The following is a 21,446-nucleotide window of genomic DNA, read 5'->3' as shown; positions in this document are numbered from 1 at the left end:
TAAGTAATTCTTAACAAGTTGGGAGTGGACACAATATGACCATTCGTTACCCAAATGGAAAAAGGTACGATCAAGCTTCACAACCTCATAAAACACCAATAAAAAAACATACTTACAGTAATAGAGGTATGTCCCTTGAAGAGGAATTGAATGAAACCAATCAATATTACTTAACCCATAATATTGCATGCGTACATAAAAAACCTACACCTCTTCAAATTGTAAAAGTAGATTACCCCGCTCGAAGTGCTGCAGTGGTAAAAGAAGCGTATTTCAAACAACCTTCTACAACAGATTACAACGGTGTATACAAAGGGAAATACATCGATTTTGAAGCAAAAGAAACAAAAAACAAAACCAGTTTTCCACTTCAAAACTTCCACCTTCATCAAATTGAGCATATGAAGCAAGTAATCGCTCATAATGGAATTGCATTTGTTATTATTAAATTTACACTTTTTGATGAATTTTATTTATTAGATGCAAAACATATTATTGCATTTTGGAATCGTCAAAATACTGGTGGACGTAAATCGATTACAAAACAAGAAATAGAAGAGCATGGATCTTTATTATCATGCGGTTATCACCCTCGAATTGATTATATCCGCGTACTAGACACGGTTTATTTTTCGTGATAGAGTCATCACTAAGGCTCTTTTTTCGACTTTTGGGGGAGAGAATGAAAGGTAGGAGAAAGTATAATGTCAGATAATTATCGTTCTCGTACAGAACGAAATCATGTAAAAAATCAAACGAAAGAAACAAATAAAGAAGAAAAACCAAAGAAAAAAGGTTCCTTTTTCAAGAAATTCCTTATAGGTTTTCTACTTCTTAGTATCGTCGGACTCGTTGCCGGCGTTTCAGCTTTCTTTGTTATGGTAAAGGACGCTCCGAAATTAGACAAATCAAAACTTGTCAATCCTTTATCAACAAAATTCCTTGATAAAAACGGGAATTTCTTCTATGAATATGGTGCTGAAAAACGAACCCATGTTACATATGAACAAATTCCAAAAGTAGTTGAAAATGCCTTCCTTGCGACTGAAGATTCACGCTTCTATGATCATAGTGGAATTGATTTTAAGCGTACTACAAAAGCAGTTATGGAAAATGTCACTGGTGGTTTTGGATCACAAGGTGGTAGTACAATTACACAGCAAGTAGTTAAAAACTATTTCCTAACGATGGAAAAAACCGCAAAGAGAAAAGTGCAAGAATGGTACTTATCTTATAAATTAGAGCAACAGTACTCTAAACATGAAATTCTAGAAATGTACTTAAATAAGATCAACTTAGGTAACCGTTCGTATGGTATTGCAACTGCAGCAAAAAAATACTACAACAAAGACTTAAAAGACTTAAAGTTACATGAAGCTGCAATGCTCGCTGGTTTACCCCAAGGTCCTAACATTTATGATCCAACAAAACCAGAAAATGTTGAACGAGCAACAAATCGTCGTAATGTTGTACTAACATTAATGAATCGTCATGGCTACATTACAAAACAAGAAATGAACGACGCTATGCAAATCTCTGTAAAAGAAGGTCTTCTTCCATCTTCAGATGCAACTGAAATGCCTTATCAAGCATATTTAGATGCCGTTTTCAAAGAAGTAGAAAAAGAGATACCTGATGTGAATATTGGCTCTGATGGTTTAATAATCCATACAAATCTCGACCTTGAAGCTCAAGATTATGCAGATAAAATAATGGATGGAGATCTTATTAAATATCCAAATGATCAATTCCAAGGCTCATTTGTATTTATGGATACGAAAACTGGAGAAGTTCGTGCAGTCGGTGCCGGTCGTAAAGAAAACAAATCAACATTTAAAGGACACAACATGGCTATCGATTTAAAACGTCAAGTTGGTTCAACAATGAAACCTATTTTTGACTATGGTCCAGCTATTGAAAATCTACAATGGTCTACGTACCATCAATTAAATGACTCAGAGTACACATACTCTGATGGTACAAAAATTAAAAATGCTACAAACAGTTATAAAGGAGATGTCTCCCTACGTGACGCACTAAAAAAATCTTTAAATATTCCTGCTTTAAAAACAGCTCAAGCGGTCGGGCTTGATAAATCAAAAGAATTCGCCAAAGGTCTAGGCATGACATTTAAAGATGATACTGTATTTGAATCAACTGCAATTGGTAGTAATGAAGGCTCTCCGTTAGATGTCGCTGGAGCTTATGCAGCATTTGGAAATGACGGTATGTACAATAAGCCTCATTTCGTTAAAGAAGTTATTTTCCCAGATGGGAAAAAGAAAAGCTTTAAGCCGAAAGAAAAACGAGCAATGCACGATTATACAGCTTACATGGTTACCGATGTACTTCGTGATGTCGTAAAACCTGGTAGTGGTGGTACTGGCCCAACGGCTTATGTTCCCGGTTTTGACGTTGCTGGTAAAACAGGAACACAAAACTTTGATAAATCTGTTATTAAAAAATACGATATTCCAGCAGATGCAAACAGAGATAGTTGGTTCGCAGGATATACGCCTCAATATACAATGGCTGTATGGACCGGTTATGAAAAAGATAGTGCAGAAAATTACATTGGAGATCGTTCTACTAGAATTGCTCAGCAAATGTTCCAAGTAATGATGAGCAAATTCGCTACAGATAAATCTAGTTTCGAGCGCCCTTCTTCTGTACAAGAATTAAATGGAGAACTGTACATTAAAGGTGCGAAAAAAGATGCAGTTAAAGAAATTAAAGTAGATCCACCTAGTGGCCTTAATGTCGCTTTCGATGGTGCTAGCACAGTGACACTGAACTGGTCTGGACCATCATCAAATGTTGATGCATACGCAGCAAGCTATAAAGCTACTGACGGTTCTAGTGGTAGCTTGTCAGTAAGCGGTACGACAGCTACTCTTGGTGGTATTAAACCAGGTGTTACTTACAGCTTCTCTGTAGTAGCGAAAAAGGGTACTGGAACAAGTCCTGCAATTGGTGCATCATTCACTGCGCCTGGCGGAACTCCAGATGCGAAAAAAGCTGAGGAAGAGGCTAAGAAGAAGGCTGACGAAGATGCCCAGAAAAAGGCCAATGAAGATAAACTAAAACAAGAAGAAGCTACAAAAAAAGCTGAAGAAGATCAGCGTAAACAACAACAGCAACAACAGCAACAACAGCAACAACAGCAACAGCAACAACAGCAACAGCAACAACAGCAACAAGAACAACAACGTAAACAGCAAGAAGAAGCTCAAAAGAAAGCTGCTGAAGAAGAGGCTAAGAAGAAGGCTGACGAAGAAGCTAAGAAAAAAGCTGACGAAGAAGCTAAGAGAAAAGCTGAAGAAGAAGCTAGAAAAAAAGCTGAAGAAGAGCAGCACCACCAGAATACCGGAGGAGATACACCTCACGCAGACGGAGATGTTGTTACATCAGAGTCTTAATAACAAAAAAGAAGTCCTTACTCTTAACGAGAAAAGGACTTCTTTTTTGTTATCATTTTCTTAACATGTAGCTTTTCTATTTCAATATACAACTGTGCTAATTGAATATACGAATGATAATTACTCGGTTTCTTTATAATAAATGAGTATCGTTCTATAAAATTAACAGGTTGTGCTTCCAATTCATTCGTATTTACTTGCATCTCATTCAAACTATGAACAGGCTTCTCATTTAGCCAATATACAACCGATAGCAAGTGTGCTGCAAAAAGAATCATCGGACCCTCAGCTTCTTGTTTTTTTCGGTTTCGAAATAGTGTAGCAATTTCTTCATGCCTGCTTTTCCATACATTTAACACCGCTGGAATACTTGTTTCAATTTCATTCCACGGCTCATATTGTCTTTCAATATCAAATATAAAGTAAGTATTTTGTATTATTTCTTCAAAAGACTGGTCTGTATTATACGTAATCGAATTTGCACTCTTTTTAAAAAATGGTACGTACCGAAACTCTTTCGGTATTTCTATAACTCGCTCCATCCTTTATTTCCCCTTCATTCGTTTCTTTCCTTCACGACATATTTCTAGTAATCGGCACTCTTCACATTGTGTTCGCTGCGCCTTACAGTAATAACGCCCAAAGAAAATCATACGATGGTGTGTAACTCCCCACTCATCCATTGGAATTTTCTTCATCAATGTCTTTTCCACTTCTAACACAGAATCTTTCCATCTACAAATTGCTAACCGTTTACTTACTCTCTCTACATGCGTATCAACAGCAATTGCTGGAATTCCAAATGCTACCGAAACAACTACATTCGCTGTCTTTCTCCCTACTCCAGGTAATTTCGTCAGCTCGTCACGGTCTTCTGGAACTTTCCCGTTATAATCATCTAGTAACATCCGGCACAATTTTTGAATATTTTTCGCCTTATTTCTAAATAATCCAATGGAACGTATATCTTGTTGTAACTCTTCTAAAGACACACTTAAATAATCTTCTGGTGTTTTATATTTTTGAAATAAGTTTTTCGTCACTTTATTCACAAGTGCATCTGTGCATTGTGCAGATAATGCCACTGCGATTACAAGTTCAAATGGATTATCATGAATTAATTCACAATGCGCTTCCGGATACATATCCGCCATTGTATCTAAACAATAACGAATTTGCGTTTTGTTCAACATATCTTTCCTCCTACACTACTGCTCCAACCAATTATAAAAAGGCACTTTCCCAGTAAATTTCGTCTCTTGTTTTGTCGTTTGTTGTGTGCGTTGTTGATTCGCTCTAAATTTCTGGCCTTGATTTTGCGCTTGATCTACCGTTTTAATTCCGTTCTTTTTCCACTCAAACAAAATACGATCAATATACCGGAAATTAAGTTTACCACTCATAACAGCTTCACGAAGAGCCGCTTGAATTAAATTTGGATGGTGTTGATCTTGATCTTCCCACATCCCTAATGTTTCACATTCAAATGGCGAAAGTGGTCTTCCGAATTCTTTTTCAAATACTGTATATAAATTTACTTGAATTTGTTTTTGTTCTTTTTGCTCTTCCTCTATAGATTCATTCATTAAAAAGTGCAATATTTTTTCCCACAGTGGTTGTAAAGAATAACTTTCACACATCATCGCTTCAGATCTTTGTCCACCTTCTAGTGCTAAAAAACCTTTTTGGATTAAAGTCTGAATCACTTCCATGCATTTCATTTCTGTTATCGTCATCCGTTCTGAAATCTCTGAAGGAGTCGGGAACGAATTACCTGATTCTAAAAATGTGTGTACATGAAGTACTACCATAAATTCCGTCTCATTTAAACCTAGCTTTTTATAATGCATCATAAGCAATTTAGGAATCGCTATGCTTCCCTGCTCAAACCATTGTAACATCATTTTCTTTTTCATCACCAAACACCTCGCTTTCTAGTATAACACACCTTTAGCCATTTCTTTTTGCCACAATTCGTCAAAAAAACCTCCCTATATATAGGGAGGCTTTTTTCCATTTACTACAAGAAACAGACGATTAAGCCTGTACTTTACTTTTCATGAACGTATGAATTCGTTCTAATGCTTTCTCAACTTGCTCAAGAGATGTCGCATACGATAATCGAACGTTATTTGGTGCACCAAATCCTGTACCTGGAACAAGAGCCACCTTTTCTTCTTCTAATAATGCTTTTGCCCATTCATCAACTGTATCATACCCAGCTAATGCTACGGCTTCTTTTACATTTGGGAATAAGTAAAAAGCACCTTGTGGCTTAATGCAAGTAAAACCAGGAATTTGAATTAATTTATCATAAATAATGTTCAATCTTTCTTCAAACGCTTGACGCATTGTTTCTACAGGTTCTTGTGAGCCTGCATACGCAGCAATTGCACCGTATTGAGCAATTGAAGTAGGGTTTGACGTACTATGACTCGCTAAGTTCGTCATCGCTTTAATAAGCTGCTTATTTCCTGCTGCATATCCAATACGCCAACCTGTCATAGAATGTGATTTAGATACGCCATTAATAATAAGTGTTTGTTCTTTTAATGCATTAGAAAGCTGGGCAATTGAAGTGTATTCCGCGTCACCATAAATTAATTTTTCATAAATCTCATCTGAAACGATTAAGATATCATGCTCTAAACATACTTCTCCAAGCTGTTGTAATTCTTCTTTGCTGTAAATCATCCCTGTTGGATTGCTCGGTGAATTAATAATAACTGCTTTCGTTTTCTCTGTAATTGCCTCACGCAGCTGCTTTGCTGTAATTTTGTACTCATTGCCTTCTAGACCTTCCACATAAACTGGCTTACCACCAGCAAGCTTTACTTGCTCAGGATAACTTACCCAATAAGGAGTTGGGATGATAACTTCATCTCCTTCATCAAGTAACACTTGGAATAATGTATATAATGCATGCTTGGCACCATTACATACAATAATTTCAGATGGATCATACGCAATTCCTTGATCACGAGTAAACTTCTTCACAATTTCTTGTTTTAATGCTTGTAATCCACCTGTTGGTGTATACTTCGTATGTCCTTCTAACATCGCTTTATGCGCAGCATCCATAATATGTTCTGGCGTATTAAAGTCAGGTTCTCCTGCTCCTAATCCAATTACATCATGACCTTCTGCTTTTAATGCTTGTGCCTTTGCTGTAATTTCTAAAGTTGCAGATGGTGTTAAAGCAGCTACTCGCTTTGCTAATTTCATTTGTAGTTCCCCCTACATCTATTTTTCAATGCTGTAGTGTCCAGCATAAACCCCATTTTGAAACTCTAAATAGTAATACGTATAACGATCTTCCTGATCAATATATGTAATTTCCCACAATGGAATATCGTTTTGAGCACCTAATTTTACTTTTATAATTTCTTTTGGTTTCGGCTTCGGCTCAGCACCTTCTCCTGTAGCTTGTTCAGCCAATTTTTGCAAAGCTTCTTTTTCAGAAATACCTTCGCTCTTTTTCTTCACAAGGACATTTCCTTTTTTATCAGGCACCCAAACAATAATTTGTTCTCCTTTTTCGTCTACACCTTGTACGACTGTATATGAAGAATTCCCGTTATAATAATCCACAGATTTTACCTTTGTAAGCTTTGCCTTTTCTTTTGCAATTTCTACAGATTTTGCCTCTTTAGGGATTTTCTTTTCCATTGCTTTATTATAAACATACGCCCCATATATTCCGCTAGCAACGATTACGATAACGATTGCAAAGATCCACTTTTTCATTGTATCACTACGTTCTGTAAATCGTAAATACAGCTGTTTCTTTATCTTTTTCGTCTAATGCTAATCCGAACATGAGGTCCTGCTCTTTTAACGTACGATTCAAACTATCAACGATTTTATACAAGTCAGACGAATATTTAATACGCGTCGTTGATAGGACTTCGATTTTCTTATCCATGAAAAAACTCCTCCGTTACACAAAAATTTCTAATTATAGAAGAACGCAATGCGGTTACAATAAGAGTACATTCTTTACAACCCCTGCTTCATCACCCATCTATTATAGCAGGACATGTACAGCAAAAAAAGGTTTCAAGTCGAAAACCAATACATTTTGTATACAAGAAGTAAGAAAAATAAAATTCCTCCTACCCACATTTTTTACGCCTGAAGTTTAAATGTACTTCAGGCGTATTTTTATTCCAATTTTATTCATTTGGCCATTCCTTTAATTGTTCTAACAATTCTTCTAGAGGACCTTCATAGAGCGGGACAGTTGGGATTGATTGTAAAAATCGTTTTCCATAGGAAGAACTTGTCAAACGACGATCTAATACAAATACAGTTCCCGTATCTGTATTTGTTCTAATAAGACGACCAAACCCTTGTTTGAAACGTAAGATTGCTTGCGGAAGCGCCAACTTAGCGAATACGTCTTCTCCTTGATTTTTTAACCACTCTCCTTTTGCTTCCATCATCGGCTGATGAGGAGGGGTAAAAGGAAGACGGACAATGACAAGACAACTCAGGGCATCTCCAGGTATATCTATCCCTTCCCAAAAACTACTTGTTCCTAACAAAATCGATTTGTCGAACTCCTGGAATTTGCGGATTAGACGACTTCGGCTCTTATTATTCACACTTTGCGTTAATAATAAATATCCTTCTAATGCCTCATCATTTTTCAAATTCGTATACGCCTCTTTCAACATTTCATACGAAGTGAATAAAACGAGCATTCTACCCTTTGTAGCTTTCGCTATTTTCGCAATATGTGCCGATATAGACTCAATATATTCTTCATTACTTGCTTTCTTAATAAAAGGCACATCCGTTGAAACCATTAATTTCATTTGTTCTTCAAAATGGAATGGTGATGGAACATTTAATGTATTGGGAGCAAAATCATGTAAACCTAGCTCCTCTTTTATATAGTCGAATGAATCATTAACTGTTAACGTTGCTGATGTGAAAATAACACTCTTTTTCTGGGTTAAAAATTCATCAGCAAATCTTTCACCAATATGAACAGGCTGCGCATATAAAACTGTTGAATGAATCGTTCCCTTCGTTTCAGTCTCCATCCATGTCACGTATGAATTTTTTTCTAAGATGAGTAATTGTAAAGATTGTACCATCTTTCTCAACAACTCAATTAAATGCATAAATTCACCTGTAACGACATGCATCTCCCATTCTAATTTACTTTGCAATATATCAACTTGCTTCTCAAGTGTAGTCAATAATTTTCTTACATCATACACAAATCGATTTGTTAACTCGGTAATGCTATCCCATAACTTACCTTTCTCTACTTCCGTGTTATATCGATAAATGAGCGGCATATTGCTCATCCCTTGTTCCTGCTTTGTTTGTTTAAATACGAAAGTCCGTAACATTTGAAATAGTTCATCCGCATCAAATTTCAATTCCTTCAAACTATGACTCACCATACGGAAAGTCGAACGAGATGCTTGCTCTGATTTTTTCATCATTTTATATACTTTAGAAAGTACATCATCTGTTTCTAGCGTACCAAGACGAGATAAAGCTAATTGAAAATACATGCATGAGAACTGTTCACCTAATGTTCTACTCGCCGCTTCTTCTATATGATGAGCTTCATCAAAAATAATATGTTCACATGAAGCAAACAGTGGTTCTTCGCTTGAAAAATCTTGAAATAATAAAGCATGATTTGTAATAACAATATCCGCAAATAATGCTTTATTTTTCGCTCGTTGATAAAAACAACGACTAAACCAGTTACTTTGCACCCCGCCTGGACTATATGCATCACTACAAATACGGTTCCAAAGTAATTTTCCGCCCTCAGGAATATTTAATTCATCACGATCCCCAGTTTTCGTTTGCAATAACCATACTAAAATTTTTGCCTTTGTGAGCGCCATATCATAATTTTTCTCTTCCTCTTGCAAAGCATATTCAAATTTGTGTAGACAAAGATAATGCTTTCTTCCTTTCAGAAGAGCTACTTCAAATGAAAATGGCATTATTTTCTGTAATAACGGTATTTCTTTTTCTAGTATTTGCTGTTGCAGTTGTACAGTTTGTGTACTTATAATGACAGGTTCTTCTTTTTTCTTTGCAAAATAAATACTTGGAAGTAAATATGCAAGAGTCTTCCCCGTACCTGTTCCTGCTTCAATAAGTGAAAACCTAGAATCTCTTAGTGCTGTATATATTTCCTTCATCATAATTTGTTGACTTTCTCTTTTTTGAAACTTTGGCATATTCAATTCAAGTTTATCCATTGTCTTATGTAAGAAAGCATCAAATTTAGATGAACATGTTTCACTGAGACTTAAAGAATAATTCCGCTTTCGAAGCGCAACATTTCGATACACTTCATATCCTTCTGCCCTTTCTTTACCATCCATCATTTTCTTTAAAATATTTTCAGAAAGTACATCAGCTATATCACTTTGGAAAACATCACTTAATTCATAAAGCGATTGCAACGTGACAAGTGGTAACTTTTCAATTTCATTTAAAAATTGTAAAAACAACTCCGCTGTTACAAGAGCATCACTATCCGCACGATGCGGTTGATCGTGCTCTAGTTCATGTTGCTTAGCTAAATCACGTAATTTATAACTATCAGCTGTCGGCAAAAGAATTTGTGCCAACTCAACTGTATCAACTTTTGGGCAATGTATTTCTGTATATCCAGCCAGTCTTAATTCTTCCGTTAAAAAATTCCAATCAAAGTGAACGTTATGTGCAACGAAAGCCGCACCTTGTAATAGCTCAACAATCATCGGGGCTACATCTTGAAATAACGGGGCTTGCTTAACCAAACTCTGATCAATCCCTGTTAATTCTGTAATAAATGGTGGAATCTCTCTCTTCGGATTAATAAAAGATGAAAAAATCTCTAATATCTCTCCATCTTCCACTACAACAGCCGCAATTTGGGTGATTTTATCCTTCCCATCCTTCCAGGAGTTCCCTGTCGTCTCTAAATCAACAACGACATAACGCTTACTCATATATGTAACACCTCAATTTCTTACCTATCAAACACAAAAATTATATAATGTTACTATACCACGTTTTATCTCATCTTAATGAAAAGATGCACAAAAAAGCTATCTCCAGAATAGAGATAGCTTTCCTACTTATAATATCGTACCCGCTTTTTCAGCACCTAACATTTCAATAATTTGATTATCATCGTCTAACACTGCAATTTTTGGCTCTTGTTTATGAACATTTTCTTCTGCCACTAAACCATAGCAAATAATAATAACTTTATCACCTGGTTGTACAAGCCTTGCTGCTGCACCATTTAAACAAACAACACCACTACCGCGTTCTCCTTTAATAACATATGTCTCTAAGCGAGCACCATTATTGTTATTTACAATTTGTACTTTTTCATTTTCTACAATATTTACTGCATCCATTAAATCTTCATCAATTGTAATACTACCTACATAATTTAAATTTGCTTCTGTTACTGTTGCGCGATGTAACTTCGCTCTCATCATTGTGCGAAACATAGATGCTCCCCCTTATTTAACCGTTAATGTTATATTGTCAATTAATCGTACATTCTCAAATTTAACTGCAATTGCTAAAATGATTCGTCCTTCAATTTTATCCATTACTTGTAGTGAAGGATATGCATATAAATCAGCATAATCTACAGTGCCTTTCGTATATGTCTCAATATACTCTTGCACAAGAGTTGTAATGATTTCTGAATTACGTTCGCCTGCCTCAATTTTTTCTTTCGCTATACATAGACTGCGGTATAAATGAGGAGCCTCTTCACGCTCTTCTTGTGATAAGTACACATTACGAGAACTTTTCGCTAATCCGTCCTCTTCCCTTACAATATCCACTGGTACAATCGTAACTTGAATATTAAAATCAGCAACAAACCCTTCAATGACAGCGACTTGCTGTGCATCTTTCATACCGAAATAAGCACGCGTTGGCAATGTGATATTAAATAGTTTCATTAGTACAGTCGCAACACCGGCGAAATGACCAGGTCTTTGTTTGCCGCATAATACGTCGGTACGCTTCACAACTTCTACTGTTGTCGTTTGTTCTGCTGGATACATCTCTTTTACACTCGGATAAAATAAATAATCAACACCATTTTCTTTTGCTACATTTTCGTCCCTATCAATATCACGTGGGTATCTATCTAAATCTTCATTTGGTCCAAATTGTAGTGGGTTTACAAATACACTTAAAACTACAATTTCATTTTCTTCTCTTGCCTTACGCAATAATGTAGCATGCCCTTCATGTAAATATCCCATCGTTGGAACAAAACCGATACTTTTTCCACTTGCATGCAGTTCGTTTGTAATTTGCTGCATTTCTTGCACTGTAGTTATGATTTTCATTATTGTTTTCCTCCGTATAACGCTAAGCATTCTTCCTCTTTCATTGTGAACGAATGTTTTTCTTCAGGAAATTGCCCTGTCTTTACTTCAGTAACGTATTGCGAAATCCCTCGCACAATTTCCTCTTGAACAGACGTATATTGCTTCACAAATTTCGGAACACGATTTACGCCGTACGAAATAAGATCATGGTATACAAGAACTTGCCCATCTACTTTTTGTCCTGCTCCAATTCCAATTGTAGGAATTGTTATTTGCTCTGAAATAAGTTCTGCTAATTGCATTGGCACACACTCTAACACAAGTGCTATCGCACCAGCTTCTTCACATTTCCTTGCGTCTTCTATTAATTTTTTTGCACTTTCAGCATCTTTCCCCTGTACTTTATATCCACCTAGCACTCCTACAGATTGAGGAGTTAAACCTAAATGCGCCACAACAGGGATTCCCGCATTCGTCAAGTAGTGAATAGTTGATATAACTTCTCCAGCACCTTCTACCTTTAATGCATGTGCACCACTCTCTTGAACAATGCGACGTGCATTAACCATCGTATCTTGCAATGAGATATGATAAGACATGAATGGCATATCAGTTACAATAAACGTCTCTTTCGCGCCGCGGCGTACAGCTTTCGTATGATGAATCATATCCTCTACTGTTACTGGAACTGTTGAATCATATCCAAGTACAACCATTCCTAGAGAATCACCAACTAAAATCATATCGACTTTAGCTTCTTCTGCTAATTTAGCAGATGGATAATCATACGCCGTTAGCATTGTAATCGGCTCACCTTGCTCTTTCATTTTCAAAAAATCTGTTTTTGTTTTCAAAAACTACTCCTCCTTTATACAGGAGAGAGGAGATGGCCGAAATCATATAAAAAACCCCTCTGGCCATAAAAGGGCAGAAGGGTTGTGTGTTAGTCGGCATTATTCATCCCTCTGTCCCAGTCCGTTATTGGATCAAGGCAGAATCCAAAGTATTATTTTTTCATACTGCGTAAAATAATGGTGCAGTTCGCTTTGATACTGCCCATATTCGAACTAATTATAGCAAACTCTGAAAAGGAATTGCTACATTTTTTCGAAAAAATAATTTTCTATCCTTATTACGGTATGTGAAATTTATTAATGTCTAAATGACAAAAAGAAGCTCCAAAATAGGAACTTCTTTTACTTAATTTCTATATCCGCAGAATGAATGTGATGTACGTGTCCTTGATGATCCTCAAGCAGCAATACACCATCCTCTGTAATCCCTTTTGCTAATCCATTAATCGTTTGCTTCATCGTTCGAGCTGTAATTTCTTTTCCGATACTTATTGCGTAACTTTCCCAAAGAATTTTTATAACAGAGAAACCATTTTTTAAATACTCTTCATACAATTTTTCTAATTGTAAAAAGATTTGTTGCATAAGTTCTGCACGAACAATTGGCTTCCCTGACTCAATGGCTAACGAAGTTGCAATGTGTTGAATTTCCTCATCAAAATGCTCTTGTTTTTGATTTGCATTAATACCTATTCCCATAATTACAGCATTAATTTTATCTGGATCAGCTTGCATCTCCGTTAATATACCGACAGCTTTTTTACCTTGAATTAAAATGTCGTTTGGCCATTTAATCCCTACATTCACACCCGTACATTTTTCAATTGCTTGCGCCACACTAACAGCCGCTAATAAAGTAAGCTGTGGTGCATGATGAACTGGAATAGATGGACGCAAAATAATACTCATCCAAATTCCAGTCCCTTTTGGTGAATGCCATTTTCTACTTAAACGCCCTCTACCTGCTGTTTGTTCTTCTGCAACGACGATTGTTCCTTCTTCTGCTCCTTCATAAGCAAGTCTTGCTGCAATATGCTGAGTAGATTCAACTGATTCTTCAAAATAAACCGTTCTACCTATACGCTCTGTTTGTAATCCTAATTGAATTTCATTAGCAGTTACCTTATCTGGTTTACTAGCAATTCGATAACCTAAGCGGCGTACAGCTTCGAGTTCATATCCCTCATTACGAAGATCCTCCATATGCTTCCATACAGCAGTTCTAGAACAACCAAGTTTATCACTAAGTGTTTGACCAGATACAAATTCACCATCTGCTTCAGAAAAAACTTGCAATAACTGCTTTCTTATAGTAGATTGCATTTTTCTAGCCACTCCCTTATATTCTCTTTCTTATTGACTAAATCTCCTTGTACGATTGCTTCTTCAATGTTTTGAAGCACTTCGGCAACCCACGGACCTGGCTTTTTATCTGCCCAGCTTAATAAATCATTACCAGTCACATTCATTTCTTGACGATTTTTTATCGGCAATGCATGAAATAATGATTGTACTTGCTTAACAGACGCGCTATTATAACTTTCTATTATCGCTTCATATACTCTTTCCGCCATTTCAGCGATGTGAATTCCAGTTTTATAAAGAAGGACTGTATCCCATTCCTTCTCCTTTCTAGAACGAATTGCTAATAAAACCGCTACAATATCCTTAATCTTTTTATTCGAGAACTTCCATTGACGTAAAAAGACAGATGGATGCTCTTCTCCGATACAATATAAGAAAAATGCCCACGCCTCAATGTCTGTTTCAAAAGAATCCCATTTATACAGCGTAGCTTTCAAGAGTCTTTCTTCTGACATTTGTAAATATGGCAAATGAGAAAATAGCTTCGTTTCTACCAATTCTTGAAGCCCTTTCACACAATACGTACCCGTCAATAACTTTTCGAACTCAACTGTAATTCTTTCAATCGCTATATGTTCGAGCAAATGCCCATACGTTTCAATTGCTTGTTTCGTCTTTGTTTCCAAAGAGAAACCTAACGTACTTACGAACCGAATACCACGCATCATTCGCAGTGCATCTTCTTGAAAACGGTCTGCAGCATCTCCAACCGTTGTAATTTCCTTCAGACGAATCGCTTCTTGCCCAGCAAATAAATCAATCATTTCGCCTTCCTCTGTCATTGCAATTGCATTCATCGTGAAATCACGTCGTTTTAAATCCTCTTCTAATGAACGGACAAATTGAACACTACTAGGTCTCCGAAAATCTTCATATTCGCTTTCTGTTCGAAAAGTAGTTACCTCATACGGTTCACCATTTTCTACAACAATTACAGTTCCATGCTCAAGACCAACCGGAACATGTCTTGGGAAAATAGCCATTACTTCTTCTGGTAAAGCAGATGTTGCGATATCGATATCTCCAATTGGTCTATCGATAATAAGATCGCGTACACTTCCACCAACGAAGTAAGCCTCATGTCCGTGCTGTTTTAATATCTCAATAATTGAACTAGCTTTTTTAAATCTTTCCATTATTGTCATCCCTTAGTATGTCATAATAAATCGCCTCATACTGTGAAACGATTTTTTCCGAACGAAACTGCTCATATACAGATTTCATCGCCCGCTCTCCCATATTACGGTGAAGTTCTTCATTTTCTAGTAGTTGAATTGCTTGCTTAGCTATTCCATCTGTATCTCCAACTTCACATATATATCCTGTTTCACCATGTTGAATGACCTCTGGAATGCCCCCAACCCTCGTTCCAATACTAGGCACACCACACGCCATCGCTTCTAAAATAACGAGACCAAAACTTTCCTTTTCTGATAAAAGCAGCATTAAATCACTCATCGCAAGAAGCTCTGCAACATTATCTTGCTTTCCTAGGAATAAGACACGTTCCTCAATATGTAAACTTTTCACCAATTGTAAAATAGTACAGAACTCTGGTCCATCCCCAACAAGAAGCAATTTCGCATCTACTCCCTTTACAATTTTGGCAAATGACTGTACAACATCCTGTACACGCTTAACCTTTCGGAAATTTGAAATATGAATCAACACTTTTTCATTTTCTCGTATACCATATTCTTTTTTTAATTGAGACATATCACGTTTGAAATACACACGTTCGTCTACAAAATTGTATACCGTCTCAATTTCTTTATCTGGTTTTACAAGTTCATTCGTTTCTTCAATTAACGAATGTGACACAGCAGTAACTACATCAGATTGTTCAATACCAAAGCGAATTAAATTATTTAACGAAGGATCGGAACCTAACACAGTAATATCTGTTCCATGTAAGGTTGTAACAATTTTAATACGCTCTCCAATCATTTGTTTTGCTAAATATGCACAAATAGCATGAGGGATTGCATAATGCACATGTAAAATATCAAGATTTTCTCTTTGAGCAACCTCGGCCATTTTACTTGCTAACGCTAAATCGTAAGGTGGATATTGAAATACTGAATATTGATTTACTGCTACTTCGTGAAAATAAATGTTTGGATACACTTTATTTAACCGGAATGGTACACCCGATGTAATAAAATGAATTTCATGCCCACGTTCCGCCAATTGCTTTCCTAATTCCGTTCCAACAACACCAGAACCACCTACAGAAGGATAACATGTAATACCTATTTTCAATCTCATTTACATCCCCCTATTAAATCAGCATGTAATAAAACCGGTTTCTTACTCATAAATCCTTCGGCATACATCACTCCAACTTCTTTCCCAAACATCTTCTCACGAGCAATTACTGTTTCAACGTAACCTTCAGTTAATGGCGTCTTAACACCATCACTTCCTGTTGAAAACTGACTTTCATACGCTTCTAACGCCTCCACCTTTTTAGAAAGGTATTCACTAATATCTATACAAAAATTCGGTTTATGAAAACCATTAATCATATAATTATAAAAAGACTCTACACGGTGCGGCGAAATCTCCGGCATATATTTACGAATTCCCGCTGAGAAGATAGCTTCTTCCACAAGTTTCGCGCAATTAGCATGGTCTGGATGACGATCTTCGTAATATGGTGCGAAAATTAGCGTTGGTTTATATGTACGAATAACCTTTACAATTTCACGTATATATTCTTCTTTCATATACAAACCACGGTCTGGCATTGCTAAATTAATTCTCGTTTTTACTCCCATAATACGAGCAGCAGCTTTTGCTTCTTCTTTTCTTAGTTCTACCGTTCCATTTGAAGAAAGATCAGCTTCTGTTAAATCGCAAATGCCTACTTCATATCCTTGCTTCGTATACTTTGCAATGGTACCTGCCATGCCGATTTCAACATCATCGGCATGAGCACCAAACGCTAATATATGTAATCCACTCATAATTGTTCCCCTCATTTTCTTAACTTTCGGTAATCTAAATCTCCCCGCTCTAATGCATGCATTAGCATTTCAGCACTTGCCATATTCGTTGCTAGTGGGATGGCATATACATCACATAAGCGAAGTAACGCATTGACATCAGGTTCATGCGGCTGCGCTGTTAGTGGATCCCGGAAAAAAATCACCATATCCATCTCATTTTTTGCAATCATTGCACCAATTTCTTGATCGCCACCAAGAGGACCAGATTGATATCTTGTTACAACTAAACCAGTTGCCTCCATAATACGAAGGCCTGTCGTTCCTGTTGCAAAAAGTTCATGTTTTTCAAAGATTGGTTTATATGCGTACGCGAATGAAACCATATCATCTTTCTTTTTGTCATGTGCGATTAAGGCAATTTTCATCCGTTGTCTCCCCTTTAGTCGATAATATTTTCTAAACCGTACACAAGATGATCAAGGTTCATTACTGTTTCAATTGATAGTTTTACACCTGACATAAATGATGCACGATTGAATGAATCATGACGAACTGTTAACATTTGTCCATCTCCGCCGAACATTACTTCTTGGTGTGCAATAAGCCCTGGTAGACGTACGCTATGAATGTGAATACCGTCCACATTTGCACCACGTGCTCCTTCTAATTGTTCTGTTTCATTAGGATGCCCTTGCTCTTTTGGTACACGATTTTGACGGATTAATTCTACTGTTTTTACAGCCGTACCTGATGGTGCGTCTAATTTTTGATCATGGTGTAATTCAATTACTTCAACATCTTGGAAGTACTTCGCTGCCATTTGTGAAAATTTCATCATAAGAACTGCACCAATTGCAAAGTTTGGAGCGATAATTGTTCCTACTTCTTTTTCTTTTGCATTTTCTGTTAATTGCTTTAGTTCTTCTTCAGTAAATCCAGTTGTACCAATAACAGATCGAAGTCCACGTTCAACTGCAAGTGTCACATGTTTCTTTCCAATTTCTGGTGTTGTTAAATCTAACAATACATCTGCTTCTACTTCATCTAAACAAGTATGTAAATCCGCGTAAATAGGTGCATCTAGCGCTGGCATTCCAGGTAAATCAGAAATTTTTTCTCCGCCATGCTTATAATCAATTGCTGCTACTAAATTGAAATGCGCTGTTCTTTCCATTAGAAGGACTGCTTCATGTCCCATACGTCCTCTTGGTCCAGCGATAATTACTTTAATTTCTTTCATGCTTCTTTCTCTCCCTCATCAATACGTGTCCAGCGATCTTTATCACGTGTATTAAATTTATTCATTACAATGTTATGCGCTGTTTCTAAATCAATATTTAAACTATTTGCCATACAAATCATAACAAATAACACATCTCCAAGCTCTTCTTCAATACTTCGTTCTATCTCCGTCGTTTTCTTCGGTTTCTCACCATAATAATGATTAACCTCTCTTGCAAGCTCTCCCATTTCTTCAGTTAAACGAGCCATCATTGCAAGCGGACTAAAATAACCTTCTTTAAATTGACCGATATATGCATCTACTTCCTTCTGCATATCTTTCATCGTTTTTGCTTCCATACTAGTCACCTCTTATTCCTTCCTCTTTCATGTTAGCCAATTCATCGCGATTTGACAAATATTATTCTCTCATATCCCTATTTACGACTCTTTTTTGGATAGACTATAATAAAGTGAAACTTCTTTTACGTGATTTTTACAAAAAATTAGCCTGAACCAATCGGGTCCCTACGGCTGGTTCGTCCTTTTTTTCCTTCGCTTTTCCCTCTACCAGCCGTTGGGACGGGGGAAAGTGAAACTTCTTTTGCAATGTTTTTCTGCAAAAGATTAGTTGAATCAATCGGGTCCCTACGGCTGGTTCGTCCTTTTCTTCTTCGCTTTTCCCTCTACCAGCCGTTGGGACGGGGGAAAGTGAAACTTCTTTTACGTGATTTTTGCAAAAGATTAGCCTGAATCAATCGGGTTCCTATGATATTCACTATTTTTATTAGCAGCTAGAAATAACTTATTATGTTTTGCCGTTTAAGCGGAGCAATTCCAATCATTACATAACTAGGGGGATTTCTATATGAAAGCAAACTTGAAGATTCGAAATATCATTTTCATCTTAATCGGTTCCGCTATTTTTTCTTTCGGTATTGTGAATATCAATATTGAAAACCATCTTGCAGAGGGTGGGTTTACCGGCATTACGCTATTATTATATTTTCTATTTTCGCTTGACCCTTCCTATACAAACTTAATTTTAAATATCCCTATATTTTTTATTGGTTGGAAGTTACTCGGCCGAACAACATTTTTATATACACTAATCGGTACATTTAGCGTATCTTTATTCCTATGGATTTTCCAACGCTACGAAGTACTCAACTTACATTTAAACTTGCAAAATGATATGACACTGGCTGCTTTATTCGCAGGGGCATTTATCGGTATAGGACTTGGGATTATATTTAAGTATGGTGGGACTACTGGCGGTGTTGATATTATCGCAAGACTAGCTCATAAATATGTTGGCTGGAGTATGGGGAAAACGATGTTTATGTTTGATGCGGTCGTTATTATTGTCTCTATTCTTACATATTTATCATACCGCGAGGGCATGTATACGTTAGTTGCTGTTTTTATCGGGGCTAAGGTTATTGATTTTATGCAAGAAGGAGCTTATGCAGCAAAAGGTGCAACTATTATTTCTGATAAAAACGATGAAATTGCTGCAAAAATTTTATCAGAAATGGAGCGCGGAGCTACCTTTTTAAAAGCAGTTGGATCCTATACAAAAGTTGAACGAAATGTACTATATTGTGTCGTTGCAAAAAACGAAATCGTGAAATTAAAAAATATCATTACTTCTGTAGACCCTCACGCCTTTGTTGCTGTAAGTGATGTACATGATGTCGTCGGTGAAGGATTTACACTAGATGAAAATAAAAATCCGTTACATAATTAAATTCAACTAGAAAAGCTCTTTAGCTTTTCTAGTTTTTTATTATACATCTTTTAAGTTTCTCCAAATCCTCATAAATGAGCTCCAATAAACTCCGATTATAAAAAATTGAAGCTGGATGAAAGGTCGGAAAAATATAATATTCTTTTTCTGTCCATATAAATTCTGTACTGCTACTATCTTTCAATTGCTGCACGGGTTGCTTTAACAATTCACCATGAACACTCGTAATTTTATTATTTTTACCAACGAAACGCTGCAGTGCAATATTACCAAGTGTCACAATAACAGGCGGATGTATAAGTTCCAACTCATAGTCTAACAAAGGTGCATGAGCAAGTATTTCTCCTTGATTTGGTGTTCTATTGTACTTCTTCTGTATTATTTCGCCATTTCGTTCCCTTTTCTCTCTCCATTTATAAGGTCTACTCCGAACCGCACTCGTAATATATACCTCTTCCCTTGTAACGTGAATACATTCTAAAAACTCCATTAAATGTTTTCCGGCTCTCCCGCTAAACGGGATACCATTATGAATTTCCGTTTCACCAGGTGCTTCTCCAACAAGCATTAATTTTGGATTTCTAGGACCTTGTCCACTTAAAAAACCTTCTAATTGGTATGTAGCACTTCGCTCCCTCACTTGTTTAACTAAATGTTCTGGGTATTCTATGTCTGTCACCTTCTTTCAACATTCCATACTTATCTTTTTTAACTAGTTCTATACCCCATATTATTTCTATTATTTCCATTTGTAACATGTTATAAGATTCATTCCACGAAACAAAAAAAAGACTATCATAATTGATAGTCTTTAATCGTCGCTACGCTGCATACCAGTATAAATTAATACAAGGCGTAATAATTCAAATACTGCTACAGCCGCTGCTGCTACATATGTTAATGCTGCCGCATTTAATACTTTACGAGCTTGACCGTACTCATCTGTCGATACGATACCAAGTGCTTCAATTTGTTGCATTGCACGTTTTGAAGCATCAAATTCAACTGGTAATGTAACAAGTTGGAAAATAACACCTGCTGCCATTAAAATAATTCCTAGTAACAACAAACCAGACATTTGTGCAAATACACCAATTAGTACAAATACCCATGACATGTTTGAACCAAAATTAGCAACTGGCACTAACGAATGGCGTACACGCATGAAGTTATAATCTTTCGCATCTTGAATTGCATGTCCTACTTCGTGTGCTGCTACAGCTGTACCAGCAACTGAATGTCCATAATAGTTATCTGTTGATAATCGAACTGTTTTTGCGGTTGGATCGTAATGGTCCGACAAATGACCCGGTGTTTCTTCTACAGCTACATTGTACAATCCATTTTCATCTAAAATTTTCCGAGCAACTTCCGCTCCTGTCATACCTGAAGTTGAATAAACTTGTGAATACTTGCTATAGGCACTACGTACTTTTGACTGTGCATACAACGGTATGATCAAAATGATCGCGAAGTAAATTAAATAAAACATCATAAACCTCCATTGAAGTTTTAATTATAGTACTTCTCATTCTATTTTTTTCTTACAC

22 protein-coding genes are annotated in these 21,446 nt (G+C 36.5%); 3 read left to right on the top strand and 19 right to left on the bottom strand.

Features of this window, described 5'->3' with window-relative positions; all coding sequences use genetic code 11:
- Nucleotides 1-35: 35 nt before the first annotated feature.
- Nucleotides 36-638: a Holliday junction resolvase RecU gene (recU, locus tag LUS72_RS07820; RefSeq protein ID WP_071770132.1), complete on the top strand. Its 603-nt coding sequence runs from the start codon at nt 36-38 to the stop codon at nt 636-638.
- Between the two features lie 66 nt (nt 639-704).
- Nucleotides 705-3,419 carry a penicillin-binding protein 1A gene (locus LUS72_RS07815; protein ID WP_264448747.1) on the top strand — a complete coding sequence of 905 codons (2,715 nt, stop codon included), beginning with the start codon at nt 705-707 and terminating at the stop codon, nt 3,417-3,419.
- Nucleotides 3,420-3,442: 23 nt separating this feature from the next.
- Here the strand turns inward: LUS72_RS07815 and LUS72_RS07810 are convergent, their stop codons facing one another.
- From LUS72_RS07810 to LUS72_RS07730, 17 genes are all read right to left on the bottom strand, one after another.
- Nucleotides 3,443-3,961, bottom strand: a complete 519-nt coding sequence (locus tag LUS72_RS07810; protein ID WP_097831704.1) for a YpoC family protein — start codon at nt 3,959-3,961, stop codon at nt 3,443-3,445.
- A gap of 3 nt (nt 3,962-3,964) precedes the next feature.
- Nucleotides 3,965-4,612, bottom strand: coding sequence for an endonuclease III (gene nth, locus LUS72_RS07805; protein WP_264448746.1), 648 nt, complete (start codon nt 4,610-4,612; stop codon nt 3,965-3,967).
- Between the two features lie 15 nt (nt 4,613-4,627).
- On the bottom strand, nt 4,628-5,335 hold the full coding sequence (dnaD, locus tag LUS72_RS07800; RefSeq protein WP_000728545.1) for a DNA replication protein DnaD: 708 nt from the start codon (nt 5,333-5,335) through the stop codon (nt 4,628-4,630).
- A gap of 121 nt (nt 5,336-5,456) precedes the next feature.
- Nucleotides 5,457-6,644 carry an aspartate transaminase AspB gene (gene aspB / locus LUS72_RS07795; RefSeq protein ID WP_097831705.1) on the bottom strand — a complete coding sequence of 396 codons (1,188 nt, stop codon included), beginning with the start codon at nt 6,642-6,644 and terminating at the stop codon, nt 5,457-5,459.
- Between the two features lie 18 nt (nt 6,645-6,662).
- Nucleotides 6,663-7,166, bottom strand: a complete 504-nt coding sequence (locus tag LUS72_RS07790) for a cell wall elongation regulator TseB-like domain-containing protein (RefSeq protein ID WP_097831706.1) — start codon at nt 7,164-7,166, stop codon at nt 6,663-6,665.
- Nucleotides 7,167-7,173: 7 nt separating this feature from the next.
- On the bottom strand, nt 7,174-7,344 hold the full coding sequence (locus tag LUS72_RS07785; RefSeq protein WP_000358352.1) for a YpmA family protein: 171 nt from the start codon (nt 7,342-7,344) through the stop codon (nt 7,174-7,176).
- Nucleotides 7,345-7,594: 250 nt separating this feature from the next.
- The gene (dinG, locus tag LUS72_RS07780; RefSeq protein ID WP_097831707.1) at nt 7,595-10,399 is read right to left on the bottom strand and encodes an ATP-dependent DNA helicase DinG; all 2,805 of its coding nucleotides are present in this window, start codon (nt 10,397-10,399) and stop codon (nt 7,595-7,597) included.
- Between the two features lie 129 nt (nt 10,400-10,528).
- Nucleotides 10,529-10,912: an aspartate 1-decarboxylase gene (gene panD / locus LUS72_RS07775; RefSeq protein WP_000490180.1), complete on the bottom strand. Its 384-nt coding sequence runs from the start codon at nt 10,910-10,912 to the stop codon at nt 10,529-10,531.
- Between the two features lie 12 nt (nt 10,913-10,924).
- Nucleotides 10,925-11,773: a pantoate--beta-alanine ligase gene (gene panC, locus LUS72_RS07770; protein ID WP_097831708.1), complete on the bottom strand. Its 849-nt coding sequence runs from the start codon at nt 11,771-11,773 to the stop codon at nt 10,925-10,927.
- Nucleotides 11,773-12,609, bottom strand: coding sequence for a 3-methyl-2-oxobutanoate hydroxymethyltransferase (gene panB, locus LUS72_RS07765; RefSeq protein WP_097831709.1), 837 nt, complete (start codon nt 12,607-12,609; stop codon nt 11,773-11,775). The genes panC and panB overlap by 1 nt, the downstream gene beginning before the upstream one ends.
- Nucleotides 12,610-12,951: 342 nt before the next feature.
- Nucleotides 12,952-13,932 carry a biotin--[acetyl-CoA-carboxylase] ligase gene (locus tag LUS72_RS07760; RefSeq protein WP_097831710.1) on the bottom strand — a complete coding sequence of 327 codons (981 nt, stop codon included), beginning with the start codon at nt 13,930-13,932 and terminating at the stop codon, nt 12,952-12,954.
- Complete coding sequence (locus LUS72_RS07755; protein ID WP_097831711.1) at nt 13,917-15,110, bottom strand: CCA tRNA nucleotidyltransferase; 1,194 nt, start codon at nt 15,108-15,110, stop codon at nt 13,917-13,919. Before LUS72_RS07755 ends, LUS72_RS07760 begins: the two co-directional genes overlap by 16 nt.
- A complete protein-coding gene (gene bshA / locus LUS72_RS07750) occupies nt 15,097-16,242 on the bottom strand; it encodes an N-acetyl-alpha-D-glucosaminyl L-malate synthase BshA (RefSeq protein ID WP_097831712.1) in 1,146 nt (381 codons plus the stop codon). Before bshA ends, LUS72_RS07755 begins: the two co-directional genes overlap by 14 nt.
- Nucleotides 16,239-16,943, bottom strand: a complete 705-nt coding sequence (bshB1, locus tag LUS72_RS07745; protein ID WP_097831713.1) for a bacillithiol biosynthesis deacetylase BshB1 — start codon at nt 16,941-16,943, stop codon at nt 16,239-16,241. The genes bshA and bshB1 overlap by 4 nt, the downstream gene beginning before the upstream one ends.
- A gap of 11 nt (nt 16,944-16,954) precedes the next feature.
- A complete protein-coding gene (gene mgsA, locus LUS72_RS07740) occupies nt 16,955-17,350 on the bottom strand; it encodes a methylglyoxal synthase (RefSeq protein WP_000684753.1) in 396 nt (131 codons plus the stop codon).
- Nucleotides 17,351-17,364: 14 nt separating this feature from the next.
- Complete coding sequence (gene dapB, locus LUS72_RS07735) at nt 17,365-18,165, bottom strand: dihydrodipicolinate reductase (RefSeq protein ID WP_000658792.1); 801 nt, start codon at nt 18,163-18,165, stop codon at nt 17,365-17,367.
- Nucleotides 18,162-18,506, bottom strand: a complete 345-nt coding sequence (locus tag LUS72_RS07730; RefSeq protein WP_002158575.1) for a nucleotide pyrophosphohydrolase — start codon at nt 18,504-18,506, stop codon at nt 18,162-18,164. Before LUS72_RS07730 ends, dapB begins: the two co-directional genes overlap by 4 nt.
- Before the next feature lie 508 nt (nt 18,507-19,014).
- On the opposite strand from LUS72_RS07730, the gene LUS72_RS07725 reads away from it, so the two are divergent.
- Nucleotides 19,015-19,896 (top strand): YitT family protein, encoded by an 882-nt coding sequence (locus LUS72_RS07725; RefSeq protein WP_000646622.1) that lies wholly within the window; start codon nt 19,015-19,017, stop codon nt 19,894-19,896.
- Nucleotides 19,897-19,924: 28 nt separating this feature from the next.
- Here the strand turns inward: LUS72_RS07725 and LUS72_RS07720 are convergent, their stop codons facing one another.
- On the bottom strand, nt 19,925-20,566 hold the full coding sequence (locus tag LUS72_RS07720; protein WP_097831853.1) for a uracil-DNA glycosylase: 642 nt from the start codon (nt 20,564-20,566) through the stop codon (nt 19,925-19,927).
- Nucleotides 20,567-20,707: 141 nt separating this feature from the next.
- On the bottom strand, nt 20,708-21,388 hold the full coding sequence (locus LUS72_RS07715; RefSeq protein WP_000499538.1) for a zinc metallopeptidase: 681 nt from the start codon (nt 21,386-21,388) through the stop codon (nt 20,708-20,710).
- Nucleotides 21,389-21,446 lie beyond the last annotated feature (58 nt).

The sequence above is a fragment of the Bacillus cereus genome (genome assembly GCF_025917685.1).
Classification (GTDB): domain Bacteria; phylum Bacillota; class Bacilli; order Bacillales; family Bacillaceae_G; genus Bacillus_A; species Bacillus_A cereus_AT.
The sequence above is the reverse complement of the archived record's forward strand: the minus strand, read 5'-3'. Positions and strand labels throughout refer to the sequence as shown.

Bases quoted from the DNA above. Each gene is read 5' to 3' on its own strand.
- LUS72_RS07715 (WP_000499538.1), bottom strand. From the start codon at position 21,388: ATGTTTTATTTAATTTACTTCGCGATCATTTTGATCATACCGTTGTAT.
- LUS72_RS07790 (WP_097831706.1), bottom strand. From the start codon at position 7,166: ATGAAAAAGTGGATCTTTGCAATCGTTATCGTAATCGTTGCTAGCGGA.
- LUS72_RS07815 (WP_264448747.1), top strand. From the start codon at position 705: ATGTCAGATAATTATCGTTCTCGTACAGAACGAAATCATGTAAAAAAT.
- dnaD (WP_000728545.1), bottom strand. From the start codon at position 5,335: ATGAAAAAGAAAATGATGTTACAATGGTTTGAGCAGGGAAGCATAGCG.
- LUS72_RS07755 (WP_097831711.1), bottom strand. From the start codon at position 15,110: ATGGAAAGATTTAAAAAAGCTAGTTCAATTATTGAGATATTAAAACAG.
- bshA (WP_097831712.1), bottom strand. From the start codon at position 16,242: ATGAGATTGAAAATAGGTATTACATGTTATCCTTCTGTAGGTGGTTCT.
- panD (WP_000490180.1), bottom strand. From the start codon at position 10,912: ATGTTTCGCACAATGATGAGAGCGAAGTTACATCGCGCAACAGTAACA.
- mgsA (WP_000684753.1), bottom strand. From the start codon at position 17,350: ATGAAAATTGCCTTAATCGCACATGACAAAAAGAAAGATGATATGGTT.
- nth (WP_264448746.1), bottom strand. From the start codon at position 4,612: ATGTTGAACAAAACGCAAATTCGTTATTGTTTAGATACAATGGCGGAT.
- LUS72_RS07785 (WP_000358352.1), bottom strand. From the start codon at position 7,344: ATGGATAAGAAAATCGAAGTCCTATCAACGACGCGTATTAAATATTCG.
- dapB (WP_000658792.1), bottom strand. From the start codon at position 18,165: ATGAAAGAAATTAAAGTAATTATCGCTGGACCAAGAGGACGTATGGGA.
- panC (WP_097831708.1), bottom strand. From the start codon at position 11,773: ATGAAAATCATAACTACAGTGCAAGAAATGCAGCAAATTACAAACGAA.
- aspB (WP_097831705.1), bottom strand. From the start codon at position 6,644: ATGAAATTAGCAAAGCGAGTAGCTGCTTTAACACCATCTGCAACTTTA.
- dinG (WP_097831707.1), bottom strand. From the start codon at position 10,399: ATGAGTAAGCGTTATGTCGTTGTTGATTTAGAGACGACAGGGAACTCC.
- recU (WP_071770132.1), top strand. From the start codon at position 36: ATGACCATTCGTTACCCAAATGGAAAAAGGTACGATCAAGCTTCACAA.
- LUS72_RS07760 (WP_097831710.1), bottom strand. From the start codon at position 13,932: ATGCAATCTACTATAAGAAAGCAGTTATTGCAAGTTTTTTCTGAAGCA.
- LUS72_RS07810 (WP_097831704.1), bottom strand. From the start codon at position 3,961: ATGGAGCGAGTTATAGAAATACCGAAAGAGTTTCGGTACGTACCATTT.
- bshB1 (WP_097831713.1), bottom strand. From the start codon at position 16,943: ATGAGTGGATTACATATATTAGCGTTTGGTGCTCATGCCGATGATGTT.
- LUS72_RS07730 (WP_002158575.1), bottom strand. From the start codon at position 18,506: ATGGAAGCAAAAACGATGAAAGATATGCAGAAGGAAGTAGATGCATAT.
- LUS72_RS07725 (WP_000646622.1), top strand. From the start codon at position 19,015: ATGAAAGCAAACTTGAAGATTCGAAATATCATTTTCATCTTAATCGGT.